Source organism: Sphingomonas sanxanigenens DSM 19645 = NX02 (genome assembly GCF_000512205.2).
GTDB lineage: Bacteria > Pseudomonadota > Alphaproteobacteria > Sphingomonadales > Sphingomonadaceae > Sphingomonas_D > Sphingomonas_D sanxanigenens.
On the sequence record NZ_CP006644.1, the window covers coordinates 2317984 to 2336006 of the forward strand.

At 66.0% G+C, this 18023-nt stretch carries 14 protein-coding genes; 5 read left to right on the forward strand and 9 right to left on the reverse strand.

The features are described from left to right. Both NX02_RS10680 and NX02_RS10685 read right to left on the reverse strand, forming a co-directional pair. Complete coding sequence (locus NX02_RS10680) at positions 1-1989, reverse strand: GlcG/HbpS family heme-binding protein (protein WP_039996532.1); 1989 nt, start codon at positions 1987-1989, stop codon at positions 1-3. Continuing rightward, positions 1989-3380: a multiheme c-type cytochrome gene (locus tag NX02_RS10685; RefSeq protein ID WP_025292189.1), complete on the reverse strand. Its 1392-nt coding sequence runs from the start codon at positions 3378-3380 to the stop codon at positions 1989-1991. Before NX02_RS10685 ends, NX02_RS10680 begins: the two co-directional genes overlap by 1 nt. 204 nt (positions 3381-3584) lie before the next feature. Here NX02_RS10685 and NX02_RS10690 point away from each other — a divergent pair, with 204 nt between their 5' ends. After that, the gene (locus NX02_RS10690; protein WP_025292190.1) at positions 3585-4277 is read left to right on the forward strand and encodes a Crp/Fnr family transcriptional regulator; all 693 of its coding nucleotides are present in this window, start codon (positions 3585-3587) and stop codon (positions 4275-4277) included. Between the two features lie 18 nt (positions 4278-4295). Here the strand turns inward: NX02_RS10690 and NX02_RS10695 are convergent, their stop codons facing one another. Next, positions 4296-5729: an aldehyde dehydrogenase family protein gene (locus NX02_RS10695; RefSeq protein WP_025292191.1), complete on the reverse strand. Its 1434-nt coding sequence runs from the start codon at positions 5727-5729 to the stop codon at positions 4296-4298. Positions 5730-5876: 147 nt separating this feature from the next. Next, positions 5877-7520: an acetolactate synthase large subunit gene (locus tag NX02_RS10700; RefSeq protein WP_025292192.1), complete on the reverse strand. Its 1644-nt coding sequence runs from the start codon at positions 7518-7520 to the stop codon at positions 5877-5879. 201 nt (positions 7521-7721) lie between these two features. On the opposite strand from NX02_RS10700, the gene NX02_RS10705 reads away from it, so the two are divergent. Next, on the forward strand, positions 7722-8018 hold the full coding sequence (locus NX02_RS10705; protein WP_025292193.1) for a putative quinol monooxygenase: 297 nt from the start codon (positions 7722-7724) through the stop codon (positions 8016-8018). Positions 8019-8022: 4 nt separating this feature from the next. Here the strand turns inward: NX02_RS10705 and NX02_RS10710 are convergent, their stop codons facing one another. Next, entirely contained in the window at positions 8023-10155 is a 2133-nt protein-coding gene (locus NX02_RS10710; RefSeq protein WP_025292194.1) for a prolyl oligopeptidase family serine peptidase, read from the reverse strand. Between the two features lie 361 nt (positions 10156-10516). Between NX02_RS10710 and NX02_RS10715 the strand changes: the two genes are divergently transcribed. Next, complete coding sequence (locus NX02_RS10715; RefSeq protein ID WP_025292195.1) at positions 10517-11347, forward strand: alpha/beta fold hydrolase; 831 nt, start codon at positions 10517-10519, stop codon at positions 11345-11347. A 204-nt stretch (positions 11348-11551) separates the two neighbouring features. Here NX02_RS10715 and NX02_RS10720 read toward each other — a convergent pair whose 3' ends face one another. Continuing rightward, complete coding sequence (locus NX02_RS10720) at positions 11552-13594, reverse strand: TonB-dependent receptor plug domain-containing protein (RefSeq protein WP_047099774.1); 2043 nt, start codon at positions 13592-13594, stop codon at positions 11552-11554. A 166-nt stretch (positions 13595-13760) separates the two neighbouring features. Next, positions 13761-15281, reverse strand: a complete 1521-nt coding sequence (adh, locus tag NX02_RS10725) for an aldehyde dehydrogenase (protein WP_025292197.1) — start codon at positions 15279-15281, stop codon at positions 13761-13763. 243 nt (positions 15282-15524) lie between these two features. Here adh and parS point away from each other — a divergent pair, with 243 nt between their 5' ends. Both parS and parT read left to right on the forward strand, forming a co-directional pair. Then, complete coding sequence (gene parS, locus NX02_RS10730; protein ID WP_025292198.1) at positions 15525-16004, forward strand: type II RES/Xre toxin-antitoxin system antitoxin; 480 nt, start codon at positions 15525-15527, stop codon at positions 16002-16004. Then, the gene (parT, locus tag NX02_RS10735; RefSeq protein WP_025292199.1) at positions 16001-16492 is read left to right on the forward strand and encodes a type II toxin-antitoxin system Prs ADP-ribosylating toxin ParT; all 492 of its coding nucleotides are present in this window, start codon (positions 16001-16003) and stop codon (positions 16490-16492) included. Before parS ends, parT begins: the two co-directional genes overlap by 4 nt. Before the next feature lie 138 nt (positions 16493-16630). Here the strand turns inward: parT and NX02_RS10740 are convergent, their stop codons facing one another. Both NX02_RS10740 and NX02_RS10745 read right to left on the reverse strand, forming a co-directional pair. Beyond that, the gene (locus tag NX02_RS10740; protein ID WP_025292200.1) at positions 16631-16891 is read right to left on the reverse strand and encodes a hypothetical protein; all 261 of its coding nucleotides are present in this window, start codon (positions 16889-16891) and stop codon (positions 16631-16633) included. Further along, on the reverse strand, positions 16888-17940 hold the full coding sequence (locus NX02_RS10745) for a Glu/Leu/Phe/Val family dehydrogenase (RefSeq protein ID WP_025292201.1): 1053 nt from the start codon (positions 17938-17940) through the stop codon (positions 16888-16890). The genes NX02_RS10740 and NX02_RS10745 overlap by 4 nt, the downstream gene beginning before the upstream one ends. Positions 17941-18023 lie beyond the last annotated feature (83 nt).

The window sequence follows — 18023 nt, forward strand, 5'->3', positions numbered from 1 at the left end:
CTATTTGTCCTGACACGCATTCTGGTCGCTGGTGTCGAGGAACGGCGCGAACGGACATTGTACATAAAGCAGCCGCGCCTGCCGGTCCCCGACGGGCACGGTGATGCGGTCCGCGCGCATCGCGGGCGGCGCGTTGCCGATCGCGCCGTTGACGCGCAGCCCGCCGAAATGCGTGCCGAGGAACGATATCATATCGTCCTGGTCGATGCCGTCCCCGGAGATGCCGATCGCGCCGATCAGCGTATTGCCGCGATAGATCGGCATGCTGCCGGGGAAGATCTGGATGCCGTTCTGCAACCGGTTCCGGCCGGGTGCGAATTCCGGAAGGAAGGTGCAGACCTCGCGCGTATCGGCCGGGTTCATGCCATCGACGAAGAAGATGTGCGCCGCCAGATTGGTGATGATCAGTGCCGATTGCAGCCCGGTGGAGAAGGGATTGAAATTTTCGATCGGGCGCGACAGCGGGCCGTTGGGGCGGCCGACCTCGCCATCCGGGAAGAAGGGGCGTGAGAGGTTGCCGTTGGCGCGATCGCTGAACGCCACCTTGCCGGTCAGCGCGGTCTCGTCGTTGAGGAATGTCCGCACCCGGGGCACGAACTCGCGGATGTCGGGGATCGTATTCTGCTGCAGTTCGTCGGCCGCGAAGCGGCTGGAGAAGAAGGCGGCCGTACGCGCTTTCTGAAGCGATACGTCTGTCCCGAACACCGGCGCATCCGGCGCGCGGACCACCCCCAACGCCTGGCCGCGGGTATCGACCAGCGAGATCGTGACCTGCGCACGGCTGTCGAGAGGGCGGCGGATCTGCGCGCGCGCGCGCGACATGATCGTGAAGGCTTCCTCCAGAAGCGCGCGCGATTCGGCCAGCGTCAGCGGCTGCGACACTTCGGCGCTGTCGGTCCCGGCGCGAACGGGAAAGCGGTTGTTGCCGTTGCCGTCGGTCAGGATGAACGCGTCGCTGTTCGCGAACTCGGCGCTCGTCGCCTTGCGATAGCCCGACGCCTCGGTGCCATAGGGCGTGCCGGCGACCACCACGGGATCGGGTGCACCGACCTGATAATAGCCGCGCACTGCGGTGAGGCGGCCGATCGCGCTGTTGTTGATCGCGGAGAAAGGCGGGGCGGATGCCGGCGTGCTCTTGAAGTTCGCGGGCGTCGCATCGGTAAAGCGCAGCGAGGTGCCGTCGATCGTGATCCGGCTGCCCTTGATCGTCTCCGGAGGTTCGAAACCGACGCTTCCGGCGAGCGCGATATATTCCTCGGCATCGTCATCGATGTCGGTGACATTGGGGTCGTCGGCATAGTTGCCGTCGCCCATCACACCGATCGCGCCGACGACGACGCCGTTCTTGTAGAGCGGAATGCCGCCCGGATCGGCCGAGAGACCGAGCGGCGACCGCTTGGGGCCGATGAAGGCCGAAGCGGGCGGTGCGGCCGAGCTGTAACGGTTGACCAGGTCGGAACAGGGCAGCGAACTGAACTGCACGCCGAACAGCGGGCCACTTTCGAGACCCGCGGTGTTGGGCGCCGGCGGGAAATGCTCCTTGACGATCATGCTCGCGGTACGGGTCGTGAACGCGTTGCCGCCGCTCGACAGATAGGCGCCGGTGATCGCCTTGGAGATCGCCCCCATCGAGGCGGGAAAATTGACGTTCTGCACGTCGAGATTCCGGCCGTTGGGTGCGGGCTGGGCGGTGGCGCGGGGTCGTGCGCCGGTCATCGTATAGACCGCCAGCACGTTCCCGACGCGATCGACCACGGCAATCACCGAAGGCAGGTTGCGCGCCTGCGCTTCGGCGACGGCGCGCGCGACGATGCCCTGCACGTCCGCGACGCTGAGAGCTTCCGCGGCGGGCACCGCATACCGCCCCGGCGATGGCGTGGGCGAAGGGGTCGGCGTCGGCGTACCGCCGCTCGCGGTGCCCCCGCCACCGCAGGAGGCGAGAAGCAGCGCGGCCATGGTGACCGCCGCGGTGAGTTGAAGCCGCCGCATCAGCGCAACGTCCGGATCGTCCTCACCGCGCTGCCGAGCGCACGGCGGAACTCAACTGGCCGGTAGTCATTGGGATCGCGCACCGCACCATAGGCGACATTGACGTCACCGCGGATCGACGTCGCCGCGCCTGCCGGGATCTGGCCGGAATTGACCAGCGCATTGAGCAACGTGTCGACCGCCATCACCGCCTGAACACTGCCTTCATAGTCTGTGAAGCGCTGGCTGATCGCTTCGCTGGAGACGGTGTCGATGATCGCGAACACCTGGTCGCGATTGAAGCTGGCTGCCGAGAAGGCCGACGCAAGCGCCTGCGCGGTACCGCGCAACTTGGCCGCCGCCGCGATCGACGAGGCGCGATCCTTGGCAAGCGCGGCATGGAAGGCGCGGCTGTCGGTGTCGAGCCGACCGGCGAGTGCCGGTGCCGCGATGCGCGCGGCGGCGCTCAGCATGATCATGTTCTCGTCATTGTAGGGCGGCATGCCCGCGGGGATCGGCCGGCCCGGATTGGCCAGTTTCTGCGGGCGTGCATCCTCATCGTCGAAGATACGGCGATGGCAGCTATGGCAGTCGAAGAAGTAGAATTCGGGGAAGGCGCCCGCGCCGCCGGTCGGCTTGCCGTAGAGATCCAGCGACCGGTCGAGAGCCATTGCCTGACCCACCGCCCAGAAGCGGACATTGTTGGTACGGCCGCCCTTGCGCTCGAGATAGTCGCGATCCTCGTCATGATGCTGCTGCAGCGTCGAGAAGAGGTCGAGTTCGAACACGATCCGGGGATGGCCGGCGGCCATGATCCGGTGATTGACGAACTGCCCCTTGCGCGATGAGCCGAAATGGCAATCGAGGCAAACCGAAGCCCGCTCCGCCGGATTTTCCAGCGCGCGCATGCCCATCTGCACGTTGGAACGATGCGTCGCACCGACCGCATAATGGCTCTGCAGCCAGTTCTGGGCGCCGCCGTGGCAGGCTTCGCAACCCACGCCGTCGCTCAACTGGAAGCGCGGGCCACGACCGGCGGGCGCTGGATCCGCGTGACAGCCAAGGCATTCCGAAGAACTGCTGGCCGAGCCGATCCCCATCCGCGCCGCGATCGCCTGGCTGCGGGGCGAGGCGAGCACCGCATAAGCGCGGCTATGCGCGCCGCCGGGCGTCGAGGGTTCCTGCCAGCGCATCAGTTCGTCCTGACGCACGATTCGGCCATCCGCCTCCTGCCGCCCATGACAGGTCGAGCCCGAGCATGAAGCCACACCGAGATGAAGATTATCGGAAGATGCCGGCGCCGCGATCGCAGGTTGGCCGCGGCCGAATCCGATCAGTAACGCGAAGGCCGCAAGCGACAGACAAAGCGCGACCGCGCCAATCCAGGCGCGCGCGCGCAGCGCTTCCGCCATGTCATTGTAACGCATCGCCACCCCGCTAGGCCCTGAACCACGCGATGCAACCCTGTTGTTTTTTTGGACTTATGAGCAGTTCATCGCGGTGAGGCAAGCGCACTTTTGTGACTTGACGCAGCCTTGGGATGATTCATCCCTGTGCGGCGGCGACTGTTCGTCTTAATGCGAGTAAATGCTCGCTTCAAAGCGCGGTGGGAAGGCATGCATTTCGATCCGATCACGACGCCTGATGGACTGTTGCTCCACCTGATGCTCGCCATGTTGGTGCTGGCGGCGTTGCTGCCGCGGCTAAGCGGGGTTCGCGTGGCGCTGGCCGCGGCGGCGATCGCCGGGCTGGTCTACTTCATCCGTACGACCAGCCTTTCCGGGATGGTCTGGACGGGGGTGCTGCTGCTCGTCACGGGCGCGCAACTTGCACGCCTCGTCATCGGCGATGTCCGCGCGGGGTTCCGGCCTGAGGAGCAGGGGTTGCTGGCGACGCTCGACGGGCTCAGCCGCAGTCACGTCCGTCACCTCATCGACCAGGGGCTTTGGCTGAACGGCAAGGCCGGGGATGTGCTGACGCAGGAAGGGCAGGCCGTGCCCAACCTCTATTATCTCGCTTCGGGCAGTGCGACGGTCGCAAGCGGTGGCAAGCTCGTCGCAACCTGCCCACCGGACAATTTCATCGGTGAGGTAACCGCCCTGGCCGGAACGCCGGCGACCGGCACCGTGGTGCTCGATCAGCCGTCGCGCATCTGGTGCATGCCAGCGGACAAGCTGCGGGTCTACGCGGACACGCATGACGGCGTCCGCGCCGCGTTGGAGCGGGCGTTCCGCAAGGCGCTGACCGACAAGCTGGTTGCCGCGAATGCGACGATCGCCGACCTCAGCAATGTGGAACGCCCGGCCTGACCATGCAGGCTGGCGTGCTCAGCGTCGCCGGATCACCAGATTGCGGATCTCGGTCATGTCCTCCATCGCGAACTTCACGCCTTCGCGGCCGAGCCCCGAATCCTTGACGCCGCCATAGGGCATGTTGTCGACACGGTAGCTCGGCACATCGTTGATCACCACGCCGCCGACATCGAGACGGTCCCAGGCGTCGAGCGTCTTGAACAGGTCGCGCGTGAAGATGCCGGCCTGAAGCCCGAATTTCGAATCGTTCACCTCGTCCAGCGCGTCGTCGAACGTCTCGAACTTCGAGAGCAGGGCGAGCGGCCCGAAGGCTTCCTCGCGATAGGCCTTGGTGTCGCGGTCGACATTCTCAAGTAAAGTCGCTTCGAGCATCGCGCCGTCGCGCTTGCCGCCACACAGCAGGGTGGCGCCCTTCGCCAAGGCTTCCTGGATCCAGCCGTCCAGGCGGGTCGCTTCCTTCACGTCGATCATCGGGCCGACGAACGTGTTCCGGTCCTTCGGGTCGCCGGCGACCAGCGTCTTCGCCTTGGCGACCAGCATGTCGCGGAACCGGTCGTAGATATCGGCATGGACGATGATGCGCTGCACGCCGATGCAGCTCTGGCCCGATTGATAGAAGGCGCCGAAGATCACGCGATCGACCGCATCCTCCAGATCGGCGTCATGATCGATGATCACCGCGGCATTGCCGCCCAGTTCCAGGATCACCTTCTTCTTGCCGGCCTTGGCTTTCAGATCCCAGCCGACGCCGGGCGAGCCGGTGAAGCTCAGCAGCTTGAGGCGGTCGTCCTCGGTGAACAGGTCGGCACCGTCGCGATGCGCCGGCAGGACCGAGAAGGCGCCGGTCGGCAGGTCGGTCTCGGCGAGCACCTCGCCCATGATGATCGCGCCCAGCGGTGTCCGGCTGGCGGGCTTCATCACGAACGGGCAGCCCACCGCGATCGCCGGCGCGACCTTGTGCGCCGCCAGGTTGAGCGGGAAGTTGAACGGCGAGATGAAGCTGCACGGGCCGATCGGGACGCGCTTCCAGATGCCTTGGTAGCCCTTCGCGCGCGGGCTGATGTCCAGCGGCTGGACCTCGCCGGTGATCCGCACCGATTCTTCGGCGGCGATGCGGAAGGTGTCGATCAGCCGGCCGACCTCGCCCTCGCTGTCCTTGATCGGCTTGCCCGCTTCCACGCACAGCGCGTAGGCGAGTTCGTCGTAGCGCTCCTTGAAGCGGTCGACGCAATGCTGCAGCACCGCCTGCCGCTGATAAGCGGGCATCCGCGCCATCGGTTCCGCGGCCGCGACAGCGCCGGCGATGCCGGCATCGATCGTCTTCGCATCCGCCTGCGCGACGCGGAACGCGACCTCGCCGGTGAACTTGTCGGTCACCTCCAGATCGGCGTTGGGCTGCTCTGCCTTGTTGTTGAGATAGAGCGGATAGATGGGTTTGAGCTGGGTCATCTGATGTCCTCGACCTTCACGCACGATCCCCGGCAGAACCGGTTCCACCAGGCAGTTTTACGGCCGGGGATCCGCTCCAAAGGCTGGCGCCCGGCTTTGGTTCCGCCAAGTTAATTTCCGATAATTTCGGCACCGCACCGCATCGCATTACAGCGCGGCGCTGAGCTGCTTGATCTCCTGATTGAGGATGCGGTCGTTGTCGACATAATCGACCGGGCAGTCGATCAGTTGCACGCCCTTGGCGGCGAGGCATTGCGCCAGCAGCTCGGGCAGATGCTCCGCGCTCTCCACCCGGTGGCCGGTCGCGCCATAGGCTTCCGCATATTTGACGAAATCGGGGTTGCCATAGGTCAGCCCCCAATCCTTGAAGCCCATGTTCGCCTGTTTCCAGCGGATCATGCCATAGCTGCCATCGTTGAGGATCAGCACGGTGATGTTGAGGCCGAGGCGCACCGCGGTCTCCATCTCCTGGCTGTTCATCATGAAACCGCCATCGCCGCAGATCGCCATCACCTTGCGGTCCGGATAGACCATGGCCGATGCCATGGCCGAAGGCAGGCCGGCGCCCATGGTCGCCAGCGCATTGTCCAGCAGAACCGTGTTCTGCTGGCGCGCCGGATAGTTACGCGCGAACCAGATCTTGTAGACGCCGTTGTCGAGGCAGATGATGCCGTCATTGGGCATCGCCTTGCGAACCTGCTTGACCAAATAGGGCGGAAAGATCGGGAAGCGGGCATCCTCCTCCAGGCTGGCGGTGTGCGCCACCTCGGCTTGCCGCGCGGCGATCATGCGGCTGCAAGCCCAGTCCTTGGGAACGATGTCTTCCTTCATCTGCCAGATGGCGTTGGCGATGTCGCCGATCACCTCGATCTGCGGAAAATAGACCGGATCGACCTCTGCCGAACGGGTCGAGACGTGGATCACCGGGCAGCCGCCATTCTTCATGAAGAAGGGCGGCTTCTCGATCACGTCATGGCCGATATTGACGATCACGTCGGCCGCCTCGACCGCCTTGTGGACGAAGTCGCCCGCGGACAGCGCGGCGCAGCCGACGAACTTCGGGTGAGTCTCGTCGATCACGCCCTTGCCGAGCTGGGTGGTGAGAAAGGGGATGCCGGTCTTCTCGACGAACTGGAACAGCATCCGCCCCGTCATCTTGCGATTGGCGCCTGCACCGAGCACGAGCAGCGGGGCTCTGGACTTCTCGAGCATCTCCACCGCCGCGCGCACTGCCTTGGGCTCGGCGGAGGGCCGGCGGGCAAGGCTGGGCTTGATCGGAAGGCTATCGGTCTGCTCGTCCGCGACATCTTCCGGGAATTCGAGATGGGTCGCACCCGGCTTCTCCTCTTCGGCCAGGCGGAACGCCTCGCGGATGCGGCTCGGGATATTGTCCGCGCTGGCAAGCTGGTGCGTATATTTGGTGATCGGCCGCATCATGTCGACCACGTCGAGGATCTGGAAGCGGCCCTGCTTGGATTTCTTGATCGGTTTCTGGCCGGTCACCATCAGAATCGGCATGCCGCCGAGCTGGGCATAGGCGGCGGCCGTAACGAAATTGGTCGCGCCGGGCCCCAGCGTCGCCAGACACACCCCGGTCTTGCCGGTGTGGCGGCCATAGGTCGCGGCCATGAAGCCCGCGCCCTGTTCATGACGCGTGAGGATCAGCTTGATCGAGGTCGAGCGCGAGAGCGAGTCCAGCAGGTCGAGATTCTCCTCGCCGGGCACGCCAAACATATATTCGACGCCCTCTTCCTCGAGGCATGCGACGAAAAGATCGGAAGCCTTGGTCATGGTTCGCCATTTCCCCTTGCCCGGCACGGGCGTTGATCGCGGCAGCTGTCGGGCGACCCTGTGGTTGGCTCAACCGGTCTGACGCCGGACGGTGATGGGGTCTAGCCGCCTTTTTGGGCGGTCGCCAGCCTCAATGCGCGAGCATCGACCATTGCTCGAAAATGGCTATGACACGGAGGACGCAGGCGAAAGGAACAGGCGATGGCCCATCCGGTGAAAATCATTGCGGTGCTGACGGCGCGTGCCGGCAAGGCCGAGGAACTCACCGCGCTGCTCGACGGCATGCTCGCCCCGTCGCGGGCGGAGCCCGGCAATCTGCGCTACGATCTGTGGCGCGATCAGGCCGACGTCACCCGATTCGTCCTCGACGAACTCTATGTCGACGCGGCCGCGGTCGCCGCCCACCGGGCGACCGCGCATTTCCAGGCCTATCTCGCGCGGATCAACGCGCTCGCCGACCGCAGCGCGTTCGTGCTCGATCCCGTCGCGGCCGGCTGACCCCTCATTTCGGCGGCGCCATCAATTCCGTCTTGAGGAAGGCGTGGAGCATCGCTGCGCGCACCGCATCCTCGGCATGGTCGGCACCCACAGAATGGCCGCCCTCCAGATACTCGTGATAGTAAACGCGGTTGCCATAGGCGTCGAGCCGCGCGGCCATCTTGCGGGCATGACCGGGGTGGACGCGGTCATCCCGCGTCGAGAGATAGAAGAAGGCCGGCGGGTAGCGCATGCCCTGCTTAACATTTTGGTAGGGCGAATAGAGCTTCATGAACGCCCAGTCCTCAGGCACGTCCGGATCGCCATATTCCGCCACCCACGATGCGCCGGCGAGGAGGTGCGAGTAGCGCTTCATATCGTGCAGCGGCGATCCCGAGATGACCGCGCCGTAAAGGTCGGGCCGCTGCGTCATCGCCGCACCCACCAGCACGCCGCCGTTGGAGCGGCCCGAGATCGCGATTCTGCCCTTGCTGCTGATCCCGGCCTTCACCAGATCCTCGGCGACGGCGTGGAGATCGTCGAAGCTGTTTTGCCGCTTCTCGCGCAGCGCGGCTTCATGCCAGGCCGGGCCATATTCGCTGCCGCCGCGGATGTTGGCGAGGACATAGGCATTGCCGTCCTCGGCCCAGAATAGCCCGAGCGGGCCGGCGCGATAGGGTTGCCCGGTAAGATAGCCGGGAAGCTGCGCGGCGCGGAACCCGCCATAGGCATGGATCAGCGCGGGCACCGGGCCGGTCGCACCCTTCTTCCGAACGAGGAAATAGGGAACGCGCGTGCCATCCTTCGACGTCGCGAAGCGCTGCTCGACGGTGAAGGCGTTCGCATCGAACCGCGCCGGCAGGATCTGCACGGTGGTGGGGGCACCGGCGGCCGGCACCGCCATCAGCGCCGGCGGCTGCAGCATCGTCTCGACCGTCACGAAGGCGAGATCGCGGGCGTCCGCGGCGGCGGCGATATCGAGCGTCGCATTGGCGGCGAGCGGGATCGCTCGGCTGGCCCAGCGGCCGGTGGCGGCATCGCGGCTGAGCGCCAGCAGCTTGCCGGAGACATCGTCGAGCAGCCGCACCCACAGAACATGGTCGGTCGCGACGGCTTCCTCGATCGACTGGCTGTCGGTCGGCGCAAGCACCAGTTCCGGCTTCGCCTCCCGTCCGGCAGCGATGTCGGCGATCGCGTAGGACACGAGCGCCCCGGCGGGGAAGGCGTCAAGCGGCTTGTTGAGGAACACGATCATCCGGCCGCCGATCACCGCGCGGAAGTCCGCGCTCGGCGGGACCGGCGTCGGCGCGAAGCGCCCGTCGGGCAAGCGGATCGAGAGAATGCTCGTGTAGAAATCGACGCCGCGCGATGCGAACACGCGCCGCACATCGCCATCCATCACCGCCGAGGGGGCAAGGCTGACATCCTCCGCCTTGCCGGCCATTACATCGGTGGCGGCGGATAGTGGCGTGCCCCGCCGCCATTGCTTCAGCAGGCGCGGATAGCCCGAATTGGTCATCGATCCGGCGCCGAAATCGGTGCCCACCAGCAGCGTATCGCGATCGATCCATGCGACATTGCTCTTGGCTGCGGGCAACGCGAAGCCGCCCTTCACGAATGCGCCCGTCTTCATGTCCCACTCGCGGACGACATCGGCATCGGTGCCGCTGGGCGAGAGCGAGACGAGGCAGCGTTCGTAGGCGGGCGCGAGACAATCGGCGCCATGCCAGACCCAACTCTTTCCTTCCGCCTTGCCGAGCGCATCGACATCGATCAGCGTCGTCCAGACCGGCTTTCCGGCGCCATAGGCGGCAAGCGGGCTTACCCGCCAAAGACCGCGGGGGTTCTTCGCGTCGCGCCACAGGTTCACGACCCTGTCGCCCAGGATCTGGTCGGGCATCGCGATCTGCGCCTCGTCGTCGAGAATCGCGCGCGCCCTGGCTCGATCGGCCTCGAAGCCCGGCATCGATCGGATGCGCTTGTCGGTATCGGCGTTCCACGCCTCCACCTGCTTCAGCGCGCGCGGGCCATCGATATCCTCGAGCCAGAGAAAGGGATCGTCATCGCCGGGCGCGGCGCCGATGGCGGCTGCGGCGCTGGCGAGCGCGATGGCGAACAGGGTGGTACCGGCTATGGCGGTGCGGGATCGGAACGTCATCGGGAAGGCCTAACCCTGGCAGGGGCGTTCATCAACATCGCGTAATCCCGCGACAGCCGCCATGCCGCAGACCGAAGGGGTGCACCAAAGTATGGGATCACGCCTGCCTTGGTCGAATGGCGCGCAGGCGCGGTTGCGCGCACTATGCGTGTCATGGCGAGCAGGCGATGGGGCTTGCCGGCAGCGAGGGTGCCCGATGGCCACGACCCAGGGATATTCCGCCGATGCCGATTTCCTCTCATGGTCGCTCGATCCCACCCGCCGGGACCTGCTAGGCGGGATGGTCGCCGCCGGCCTCATCGCCGGGACCCCGGCATTCGCCGCACCGCTTTCCGGACATCACAATCAAGGAGATATGAGCATGGCCACGATCACCACGAAGGACGGTACCGAGATCTTCTACAAGGATTGGGGCCCCAAGGATGCGCAGCCGATCGTCTTCCACCATGGCTGGCCGCTCAGCGCCGACGATTGGGACACGCAGATGCTGTATTTCCTCGACAAGGGCTATCGCGTCGTCGCGCATGACCGGCGCGGGCATGGCCGCTCGACGCAGACGGACACCGGCAACGACATGGACACCTATGTCGCCGACCTGATCGAACTGACCGATCATCTCGACCTGAAGAACGCCGTGCATATCGGCCACTCGACCGGCGGCGGGGAGGCGACGCGCTATGTCGCGCGTGCGAAGCCGGGCCGCGTCGCCAAGGCGGTGCTGGTCAGCGCGGTGCCGCCAGTCATGATCCAGTCGGAAAGGAACCCCGGCGGGCTGCCCAAGTCGGTGTTCGACGGCTTGCGCGAAGGCCTCGCGGCCAACCGCGCGCAATTCTATCTCGATGTCGCCTCGGGCCCGTTCTACGGCTTCAACCGGCCGGGCGCCAAGACCCTGCCGGGCACGATCCAGAATTGGTGGCGGCAGGGCATGATCGGCGGCGCCAAGGCACATTATGATTGTATTGCAGTGTTTTCTGAAACAGACTTCACGGAAGATCTGAAGGCGATCACCGTGCCGACGCTGGTGATGCACGGCGATGACGACCAGATCGTGCCGATCGCCGACGCCGCGTTGCTGTCGGTCAAGCTGCTCCGTCACGGTGAACTCAAGGTCTATGAAGGCTATCCGCACGGCATGCTGACGACCCATGCCGACGTGCTCAACCCGGATCTGCTGGCCTTCATCAAGGGCTGACGGCCCGCTGGAGACCTCCTGCCTGGGGGCCTTGCGGTTCGTTCATCCACCTCCGTCCAGCGCGTTCCCGGGGAACGGCTGGACGGGGGCACGCCCGTCCAGCCTGAAACCCAAGCGTTCCGCGCAGGTCTGATGGGGTAACTCGCACGTATTGCGGGGCACCGCTCACCCCGGCGCGCTGTTGCCGTTCATGCTTCTCGAGCGTTATCGTTCGACCTTGATGCCGACCCAAAGCGTGCGTGGGGTGCCCAGATCGATCGATCCGGCAACGTTGCGGGTGATGATGGCGGCGTCGAACAGATTCTCCGCCCGGCCCACCAGGAACGCGCCCTTGCCGAGCGGCATGCGCGCAACCGCGTCGACGGTCAGCGCATCCTTCAGCGCATCGGTTTCGCGATCGTCCTCGAACTGGCGACCGACATAGCGGATCGTGCCCGAGAAATCCCAGCCGGGGGCAGGACGCCAGCCGAGCGTCGCGCTCGCGGCATGGCTCGGGGTCTGCGCGGGGATCAGCCCGTCGAACGCCTCGCCCGGCGCATCCACCCGGCTATGGCTGTAGGCATAGCTCGCCGACGCGATGATCTGACCGAGCCGCAGATTGGCCGAAAGCTCCACGCCCTTCGCCGTCACCGCGTCGACATTCTGCCGTTCCCGCAGGTTGGCGCCGATCGTCACATTGGCGATCGCGCCCTCGAGCCGATTGTAGAAGGCGGTCGCGGCCAGCGTTACGCCGGAGAAAGGCATCAGATCGACGCCGGCTTCGACACCTTTCAATCGCTCAAGCCCCAGTGCCGCATTCGCCCGCGTCGTCACCGGAAACACGGTGAATGGGCGATAAAGCTCATTGAGCGTCGGCAGACGGAAACCGGTATAGCCAGCGCCGCGCAGCGCGACCGCGCTCGACAGGTTCAGCAATCCGCCTGCGCGGAAGCTCGGGCGCCAGCCGTCGCGGTCGGCGAAGCGCCCATCGACCGTCAGCACGCCGGCGGCATTGCGTTCGGTGAGGAAGCCGCCGTCGATCGACCAATGATCGAGCCGCGCGCCGCCGGTCAGCACGAGACGGCCGATCGTCCAGTCATCCTCGACGAACAGCCCGAAGGTCGCCTGCTCGCCGCCGGCGTTGCGGCGGACGGTGACATTGCCGGTGGTGGCATTGAACCCATCCTCGAACATCTCGCCATCGGCAAGCCGCGCATCCGCGCCGATGCGCAGCAGATGGCGGCGGCCGACCGGCGGGCGCAGTTCGATCTTGCCGCCATAGCCCGTCGAGGGCGTGTTGCGCTGGTCCAGCGTCTTGCGGAAGCTGGTGGCGCTGATCACGACGTTGGAGAAGTTGCGCGCCTGGACATAGGCGAGCAGATCGACCTGCCACCGTCCGCGCGAGACCAGCCGGATGCTGGCATCCTGCCCTTCCGAATGGCTGTCCGCGCCGGCGAAGCGCAGCGTGCGGTCGTCCCCGAAGACGAGCCCGCGAAACTGGACTTCGAGGCCCGGCGCGACCGGGGCGCCCGCGCGCAGCCCCGCCGACCAGCTCTCGTAGCGGGCGCGCGCGCTGGCCGCGACGCGCTGGTCGGCGGGGGTGGTGTAGAAGCCGTCGCCACGGTCCCACCGGCCCGAAACCGTCACGAAACCCTCGCCAAGATCGGGGGTGATGGCGGCGGAAAGCTCGGTGGCGTCCCGGCTGCCATAGAAAGCGCTCGCCGCGACTGTCGGCAGTTGGGCGCGCCCGGCGCTGGCGAGTTCGATCGTGCCGGCGACCGCGCCGGCGCCGAACGCACCGGTGCCGCCGCCGCGTGTGATACGGGCTTCGGAGAGCCGCTCGGGGGCGAGCGCGCTGTAGGGTATATAGCCGAAGAAGGGATCGGCCTGCGGCACGCCGTCGAGCAGCACGAGCGTGCGGCTGGAGGCATTGCCGCCCAGCGCCCGCAAGGTCGCGCCCTGTGCCGACGGATTGGCCGAGCGGCTGTCGGACCGTCGGAACTGTTGGAAGCCGGCGACGTCGGCAAGGATGTCCTCGATACGGCCCGCGGCGCTGTCCGTCAGTCGATCGCGGTCGATCGTTACCGCGCCATAAGCGGGCGTTCCCGGCGGCAGCGGCAGGCCTTCGCCCGTCACGATGATCGGATCTCCCTCGTCTTGCCCCACCTGTGCGGCCGCAGGACTGGGCAACGCCAGCAGGGCGACCGCCAGCGCGGGCAGGGAAGGGGGCAGTCTTGATGGAGTCGGAAGGAACCGGGCAGAAATCATCAACGCTTTCTCGTTAGACGGAACGGCTCTGCGCTCGGCCCTTACCGCAACTGCGCGGCATTGCAGCGTTTTTGTCGGCCAGCGTCGGGCTGGACGAGCCCATCGGCCGCTGGCGGCGAGCCGGGAGCCGATGCCCGCCGGGCTGCCGCCGCACGTCGATGCCGCCTCAGAAGAAGCCGAGGGCCTTCGGACTGTAGCTGACCAGCAGGTTCTTGGTCTGCTGATAATGGTCGAGCATCATCTTGTGGGTCTCGCGGCCGATGCCCGACTGCTTGTATCCGCCGAACGCGGCATGCGCCGGATAGGCGTGATAGCAGTTCGTCCAGACGCGACCGGCCTGGATCGCGCGGCCCATGCGGTATGCGGTGTTGCCGTCCCGCGTCCACACGCCGGCACCGAGGCCGTAGAGCGTGTCGTTGGCGATCGCGAGCGCATCCGCCTCATCCGTGAAGCGGGTCACCGCGAGCACCGGCCCGAAGATCTCCTCCTGGAACACGCGCATCCGGTTATGGCCTTCGAGGATGGTGGGGGTGATGTAGAAGCCACCGTCGAGATCGGCACCGAGCGCGGCGCGGTCACCGCCGGTCAGCACGCGCGCGCCCTCATCCTTGCCCACCGCAATGTAGGACAGGATCTTGTCGAGCTGCTCGCTCGACGCCTGCGCGCCGATCATCGTCGCGGGATCGAGCGGGTTGCCCTGCTTGATGCTCTTCACGCGGGCGACGGCGCGCTCGATGAAGGCGTCGTAGATCGAATCCTGGATCAGCGCGCGGCTGGGGCAGGTGCAGACCTCACCCTGATTGAGCGCGAACATCGCGAAGCCTTCGAGACACTTGTCGAAATAATCATCGTCGGCGTCCATCACGTCGGCGAAAAAGATGTTGGGCGACTTGCCGCCGAGCTCCAGCGTTACCGGGATCAGGTTTTCGCTGGCATATTGCATGATGAGCCGGCCGGTGCTCGTCTCTCCCGTGAAGGCGATCTTGCTGATCCGCTTGCTGGTGGCCAGCGGCTTGCCCGCTTCGAGGCCGAAGCCGTTGACGACGTTGAGCACGCCCGGCGGCAGCAAATCGCCGATCAGGTCCATCAGCACCATGATCGACATCGGCGTCTGTTCGGCGGGTTTCAGCACCACGCAATTGCCCGCGGCGAGCGCCGGCGCCAGCTTCCACGCCGCCATCAGGATCGGGAAGTTCCACGGGATGATCTGTCCGACCACGCCCAGCGGCTCATGGAAGTGATAGGCGATGGTATTCTTGTCGATCTCGGCGATCGAGCCTTCCTGCGCGCGGACGCAGCTGGCGAAATAGCGGAAATGGTCGATGGCGAGGGGAATGTCGGCCGCGGTGGTCTCGCGGATCGGCTTGCCGTTGTCGATCGTCTCGGCCATCGCCAGCAGGTCGAGATTCTCCTCCATCCGCTGCGCGACCTTGAGCAGCACGCTGGCCCGATCGGCCGCCGACGTCTCTCCCCAGGCGCCCTTGGCGGCGTGCGCGGCATCGAGCGCGAGATCGATATCCTCGGCGCTGCTGCGCGCGACCTTGCAGACGACCTCGCCGCTGACGGGGGAGACATTGTCGAAATAGGCACCCCGCGACGGCGCGACCCAGGCGCCGCCGATGAAATTGTCATAGCGTTCGCGGATCAGGCTTTTTGCCGCCAGACTGTCGATGGCTTGCTGCAGCATCTCTCTCTCCATGTTTTGCCAGCTGTCCAGGCTTTCCGCCGATCATGCAGCCGCAGGGGGGGGCGGGCAATGAGACCTTCGGTCGTTTGCGCGAGCCATCCTGTTGTGTGCACGGCCAGGCGGCGACAACGCCAATGGCGATGGCGGAAGCAGCGTCAGGCGGATGCCCGAAAGGGAAATTCAGCGTCTATCCTTGCGAATTCCGATCATTTGATCCATACAGTTGCTCAAAGGAGCAGAGTCGTGACGTCGGTCGCCAGCACCCGTACCATCTCGGAGACCCCGATCGGTCGGTCTTTCGACTATATCGATCTGTTCCGGGCAGAGCCCGTCGAGCGTATCGAGTTCATCAAGGCGGGCGTATCCGCTAGGGCGGTGAAGCTCTTCATTTCCGAACTGCATTTCGATCAGAACGTGCTGATCGAAGCGCTCAGCCTCAAGACCGCCACGCTCAATCGAAAAGCGGCACGCAACGAGCTTCTGTCGGCCGAAGACAGCGAGCGCGTCGTCGGACTGGCGAAGCTGGTCGGCCAACTCGAGGCGATGATCGAGGATAGCGGCGGCGCCGAGGGTTTCGACGCTTCGGAGTGGCTATCCCGCTGGCTTCGGGATCCGCTGCCCGCGCTCAACGGTGCGAGGCCGATCGAGTTTCTCGACACGATGGAAGGCCAGGCGCTCGTTTCCAGAGCGCTCTCGCAGATCCAGAGCGGAGCCTATGCGTGAGCCGGCAGGTCTATCGGATCGGCACGGACACAAAGCTCTACACCGCGGACGATATGACGGGAACGGGCGCCAAGATATCGGGCGGCCGCTGGAATGATGTCGGCGTCGCCGTCGTTTACGCGTCCCCGACTCGTGCCCTGGCGTGTCTGGAGACCTTCGTTCACCTGAATGCCGGCGGTCTGCCGCTGAACCGCTACCTCGTCGAGATCGAGATTCCGGACGATGTGTGGGCCGCCGCCGAAAACGCCACAGCGGCCTCGCTCGCGGTCGGCTGGGACGCGGAGCCAGCGGGAATGATCAGCATATCGTTCGGGACGAACTGGGCGAACAGCGGACGGTCGGCACTGTCGCTAATTCCCTCGATCATCGTGCCCGAAGAGCAGAATGTGCTCATCAATCCGGCTCATCCTGACGCCGCGCGGATCACGGCGCAGAAGGTTCGCAAATGGCTCTATGATCCGCGGATGGATCGCAGCGTGAAAAGCTGATCGGTTGCCGGCGCCGGGTTGCGTTGGCGAGGGGGCAAACACAGCGCATGTCAGACCTCGATATGGAACCTGCCCGCGCAAACCGTTTGGGCCGATAATATACATTATGTAAAATACGGATCGGTGTGGCGGCTTGGGTCAGGCCGCCGCCGCGACGATGGCTTCGCCACCACCCAGCAGCGTCACATGAGCCACGAGCACATTCTCGCGCAGCTTTGCCGCGATGATCGCGGCGCCCTGTTCGTCGAGTGCTTCGACCGCGATGTCGATCGCCATGCCGCCGTCGCGCAGCGCCATCGTCACGCCGCTCGGCACGATCCAGCGTTGCGCGAAATAGCCAAGGACGCGCGGCAGGCTTTGCGGATCCTCGGCGGCCTCGATGGCGAATCGCCAGTTCATGCCGCCCGTCTCTCGGCGTCCGCGATGATCCGTTCGGCCATCTCGTCGGCGACGAACGCGGCCGGCCGATGCTCGCGCGATGCCTGTTCGAGGATGGCGTGGACGCGCGCGCCGATCCCGTCGACCCGTGCCGCGACGCCCGCCTTGTCCTCGCCGAGATATTCGGCCGCGACGCTGATGATGCCGCCGGCGTTGGCGACATAATCGGGCACGTAGGCGATGCCGCGATCGAGCAGCAGGTCTGCGACCGCACGCTCGGCCAGCTGGTTGTTGGCGCCGCCGCAGACCAGCCTTGCCGGCATCGCCGCGACGCTCTCCATCGTCAGCGCACCGCCGAGCGCGCATGGCGCGAAGACGTCGGCATCGACCGTTGCGATCTCGGCGGCGTCGACGACGCGCGCGTCGAGCACGGCGGCCACCGCGTCGCGCCGGCGCGGATCGATATCGGCGATGATCAGCCTGGCGCCTGCATCCTTGAGCCGGCGGCACAGGCCGGCACCGACATTGCCCGTGCCCTGCACCGCCACCGTCAGGTCGGAAAGCTCGACGCCCAGCGTCAGCCGCGCCGCGGCCTTCATCGCCTCGAACACGCCCTGTGCCGTCCAGGGCGACGGATCGCCGCCGGCGCGGCCGTCCGCCGCATCGAGCCCGGCGACGTGGCGCGTCGCCTTCGCGACCTCGCGCATGTCGAACAAGGTCGTGCCGACATCTTCCGCAGTCACGTAGCGGCCCTCCAATTCCTCGACCGCGCGGCCGAACGCGCGGAACAGCGCGGCGCGATCGAACGGGCCTTCGGGCCGGCGAAGCACGGCCTTGGCGCCGCCGAACGGCAGCCCTGCCATCGCATTCTTGTAGCTCATGCCCTCGGCCAGCCGGCGCGCATCTTCCAGCGCCTCGCCGAAATCGGGATAGGTCCAGAAACGGCACCCACCCGCGCCCGGCCCGAGCGCCAGCGAATGGATGACGATGACGCCGTCGAGCCCCGTTTCCGCATCCTGCAGGCGGACCGATTGCTGCATCGGAGTGAGCGGTGCTGCGCGGACGACCATGACATTCTCTCCCGGTGGTTGGCGGCGCGCTTATCCCGTGTTCGATGCGAAGAATCTTGCTCGATCTGTCGCGTGAAACGCGC

Excerpts from the sequence above, each read along its gene's own strand:
- NX02_RS10705 (WP_025292193.1), top strand. The coding sequence starts at position 7,722 with ATGGCCCATCCGGTGAAAATCATTGCGGTGCTGACGGCGCGTGCCGGC.
- NX02_RS10680 (WP_039996532.1), bottom strand. The coding sequence starts at position 1,989 with ATGCGGCGGCTTCAACTCACCGCGGCGGTCACCATGGCCGCGCTGCTT.
- NX02_RS10720 (WP_047099774.1), bottom strand. The coding sequence starts at position 13,594 with ATGATTTCTGCCCGGTTCCTTCCGACTCCATCAAGACTGCCCCCTTCC.
- NX02_RS10695 (WP_025292191.1), bottom strand. The coding sequence starts at position 5,729 with ATGACCCAGCTCAAACCCATCTATCCGCTCTATCTCAACAACAAGGCA.
- adh (WP_025292197.1), bottom strand. The coding sequence starts at position 15,281 with ATGCTGCAGCAAGCCATCGACAGTCTGGCGGCAAAAAGCCTGATCCGC.
- NX02_RS10685 (WP_025292189.1), bottom strand. The coding sequence starts at position 3,380 with ATGGCGGAAGCGCTGCGCGCGCGCGCCTGGATTGGCGCGGTCGCGCTT.
- NX02_RS10745 (WP_025292201.1), bottom strand. The coding sequence starts at position 17,940 with ATGGTCGTCCGCGCAGCACCGCTCACTCCGATGCAGCAATCGGTCCGC.
- NX02_RS10740 (WP_025292200.1), bottom strand. The coding sequence starts at position 16,891 with ATGAACTGGCGATTCGCCATCGAGGCCGCCGAGGATCCGCAAAGCCTG.
- NX02_RS10700 (WP_025292192.1), bottom strand. The coding sequence starts at position 7,520 with ATGACCAAGGCTTCCGATCTTTTCGTCGCATGCCTCGAGGAAGAGGGC.
- NX02_RS10710 (WP_025292194.1), bottom strand. The coding sequence starts at position 10,155 with ATGACGTTCCGATCCCGCACCGCCATAGCCGGTACCACCCTGTTCGCC.
- NX02_RS10715 (WP_025292195.1), top strand. The coding sequence starts at position 10,517 with ATGGCCACGATCACCACGAAGGACGGTACCGAGATCTTCTACAAGGAT.
- NX02_RS10690 (WP_025292190.1), top strand. The coding sequence starts at position 3,585 with ATGCATTTCGATCCGATCACGACGCCTGATGGACTGTTGCTCCACCTG.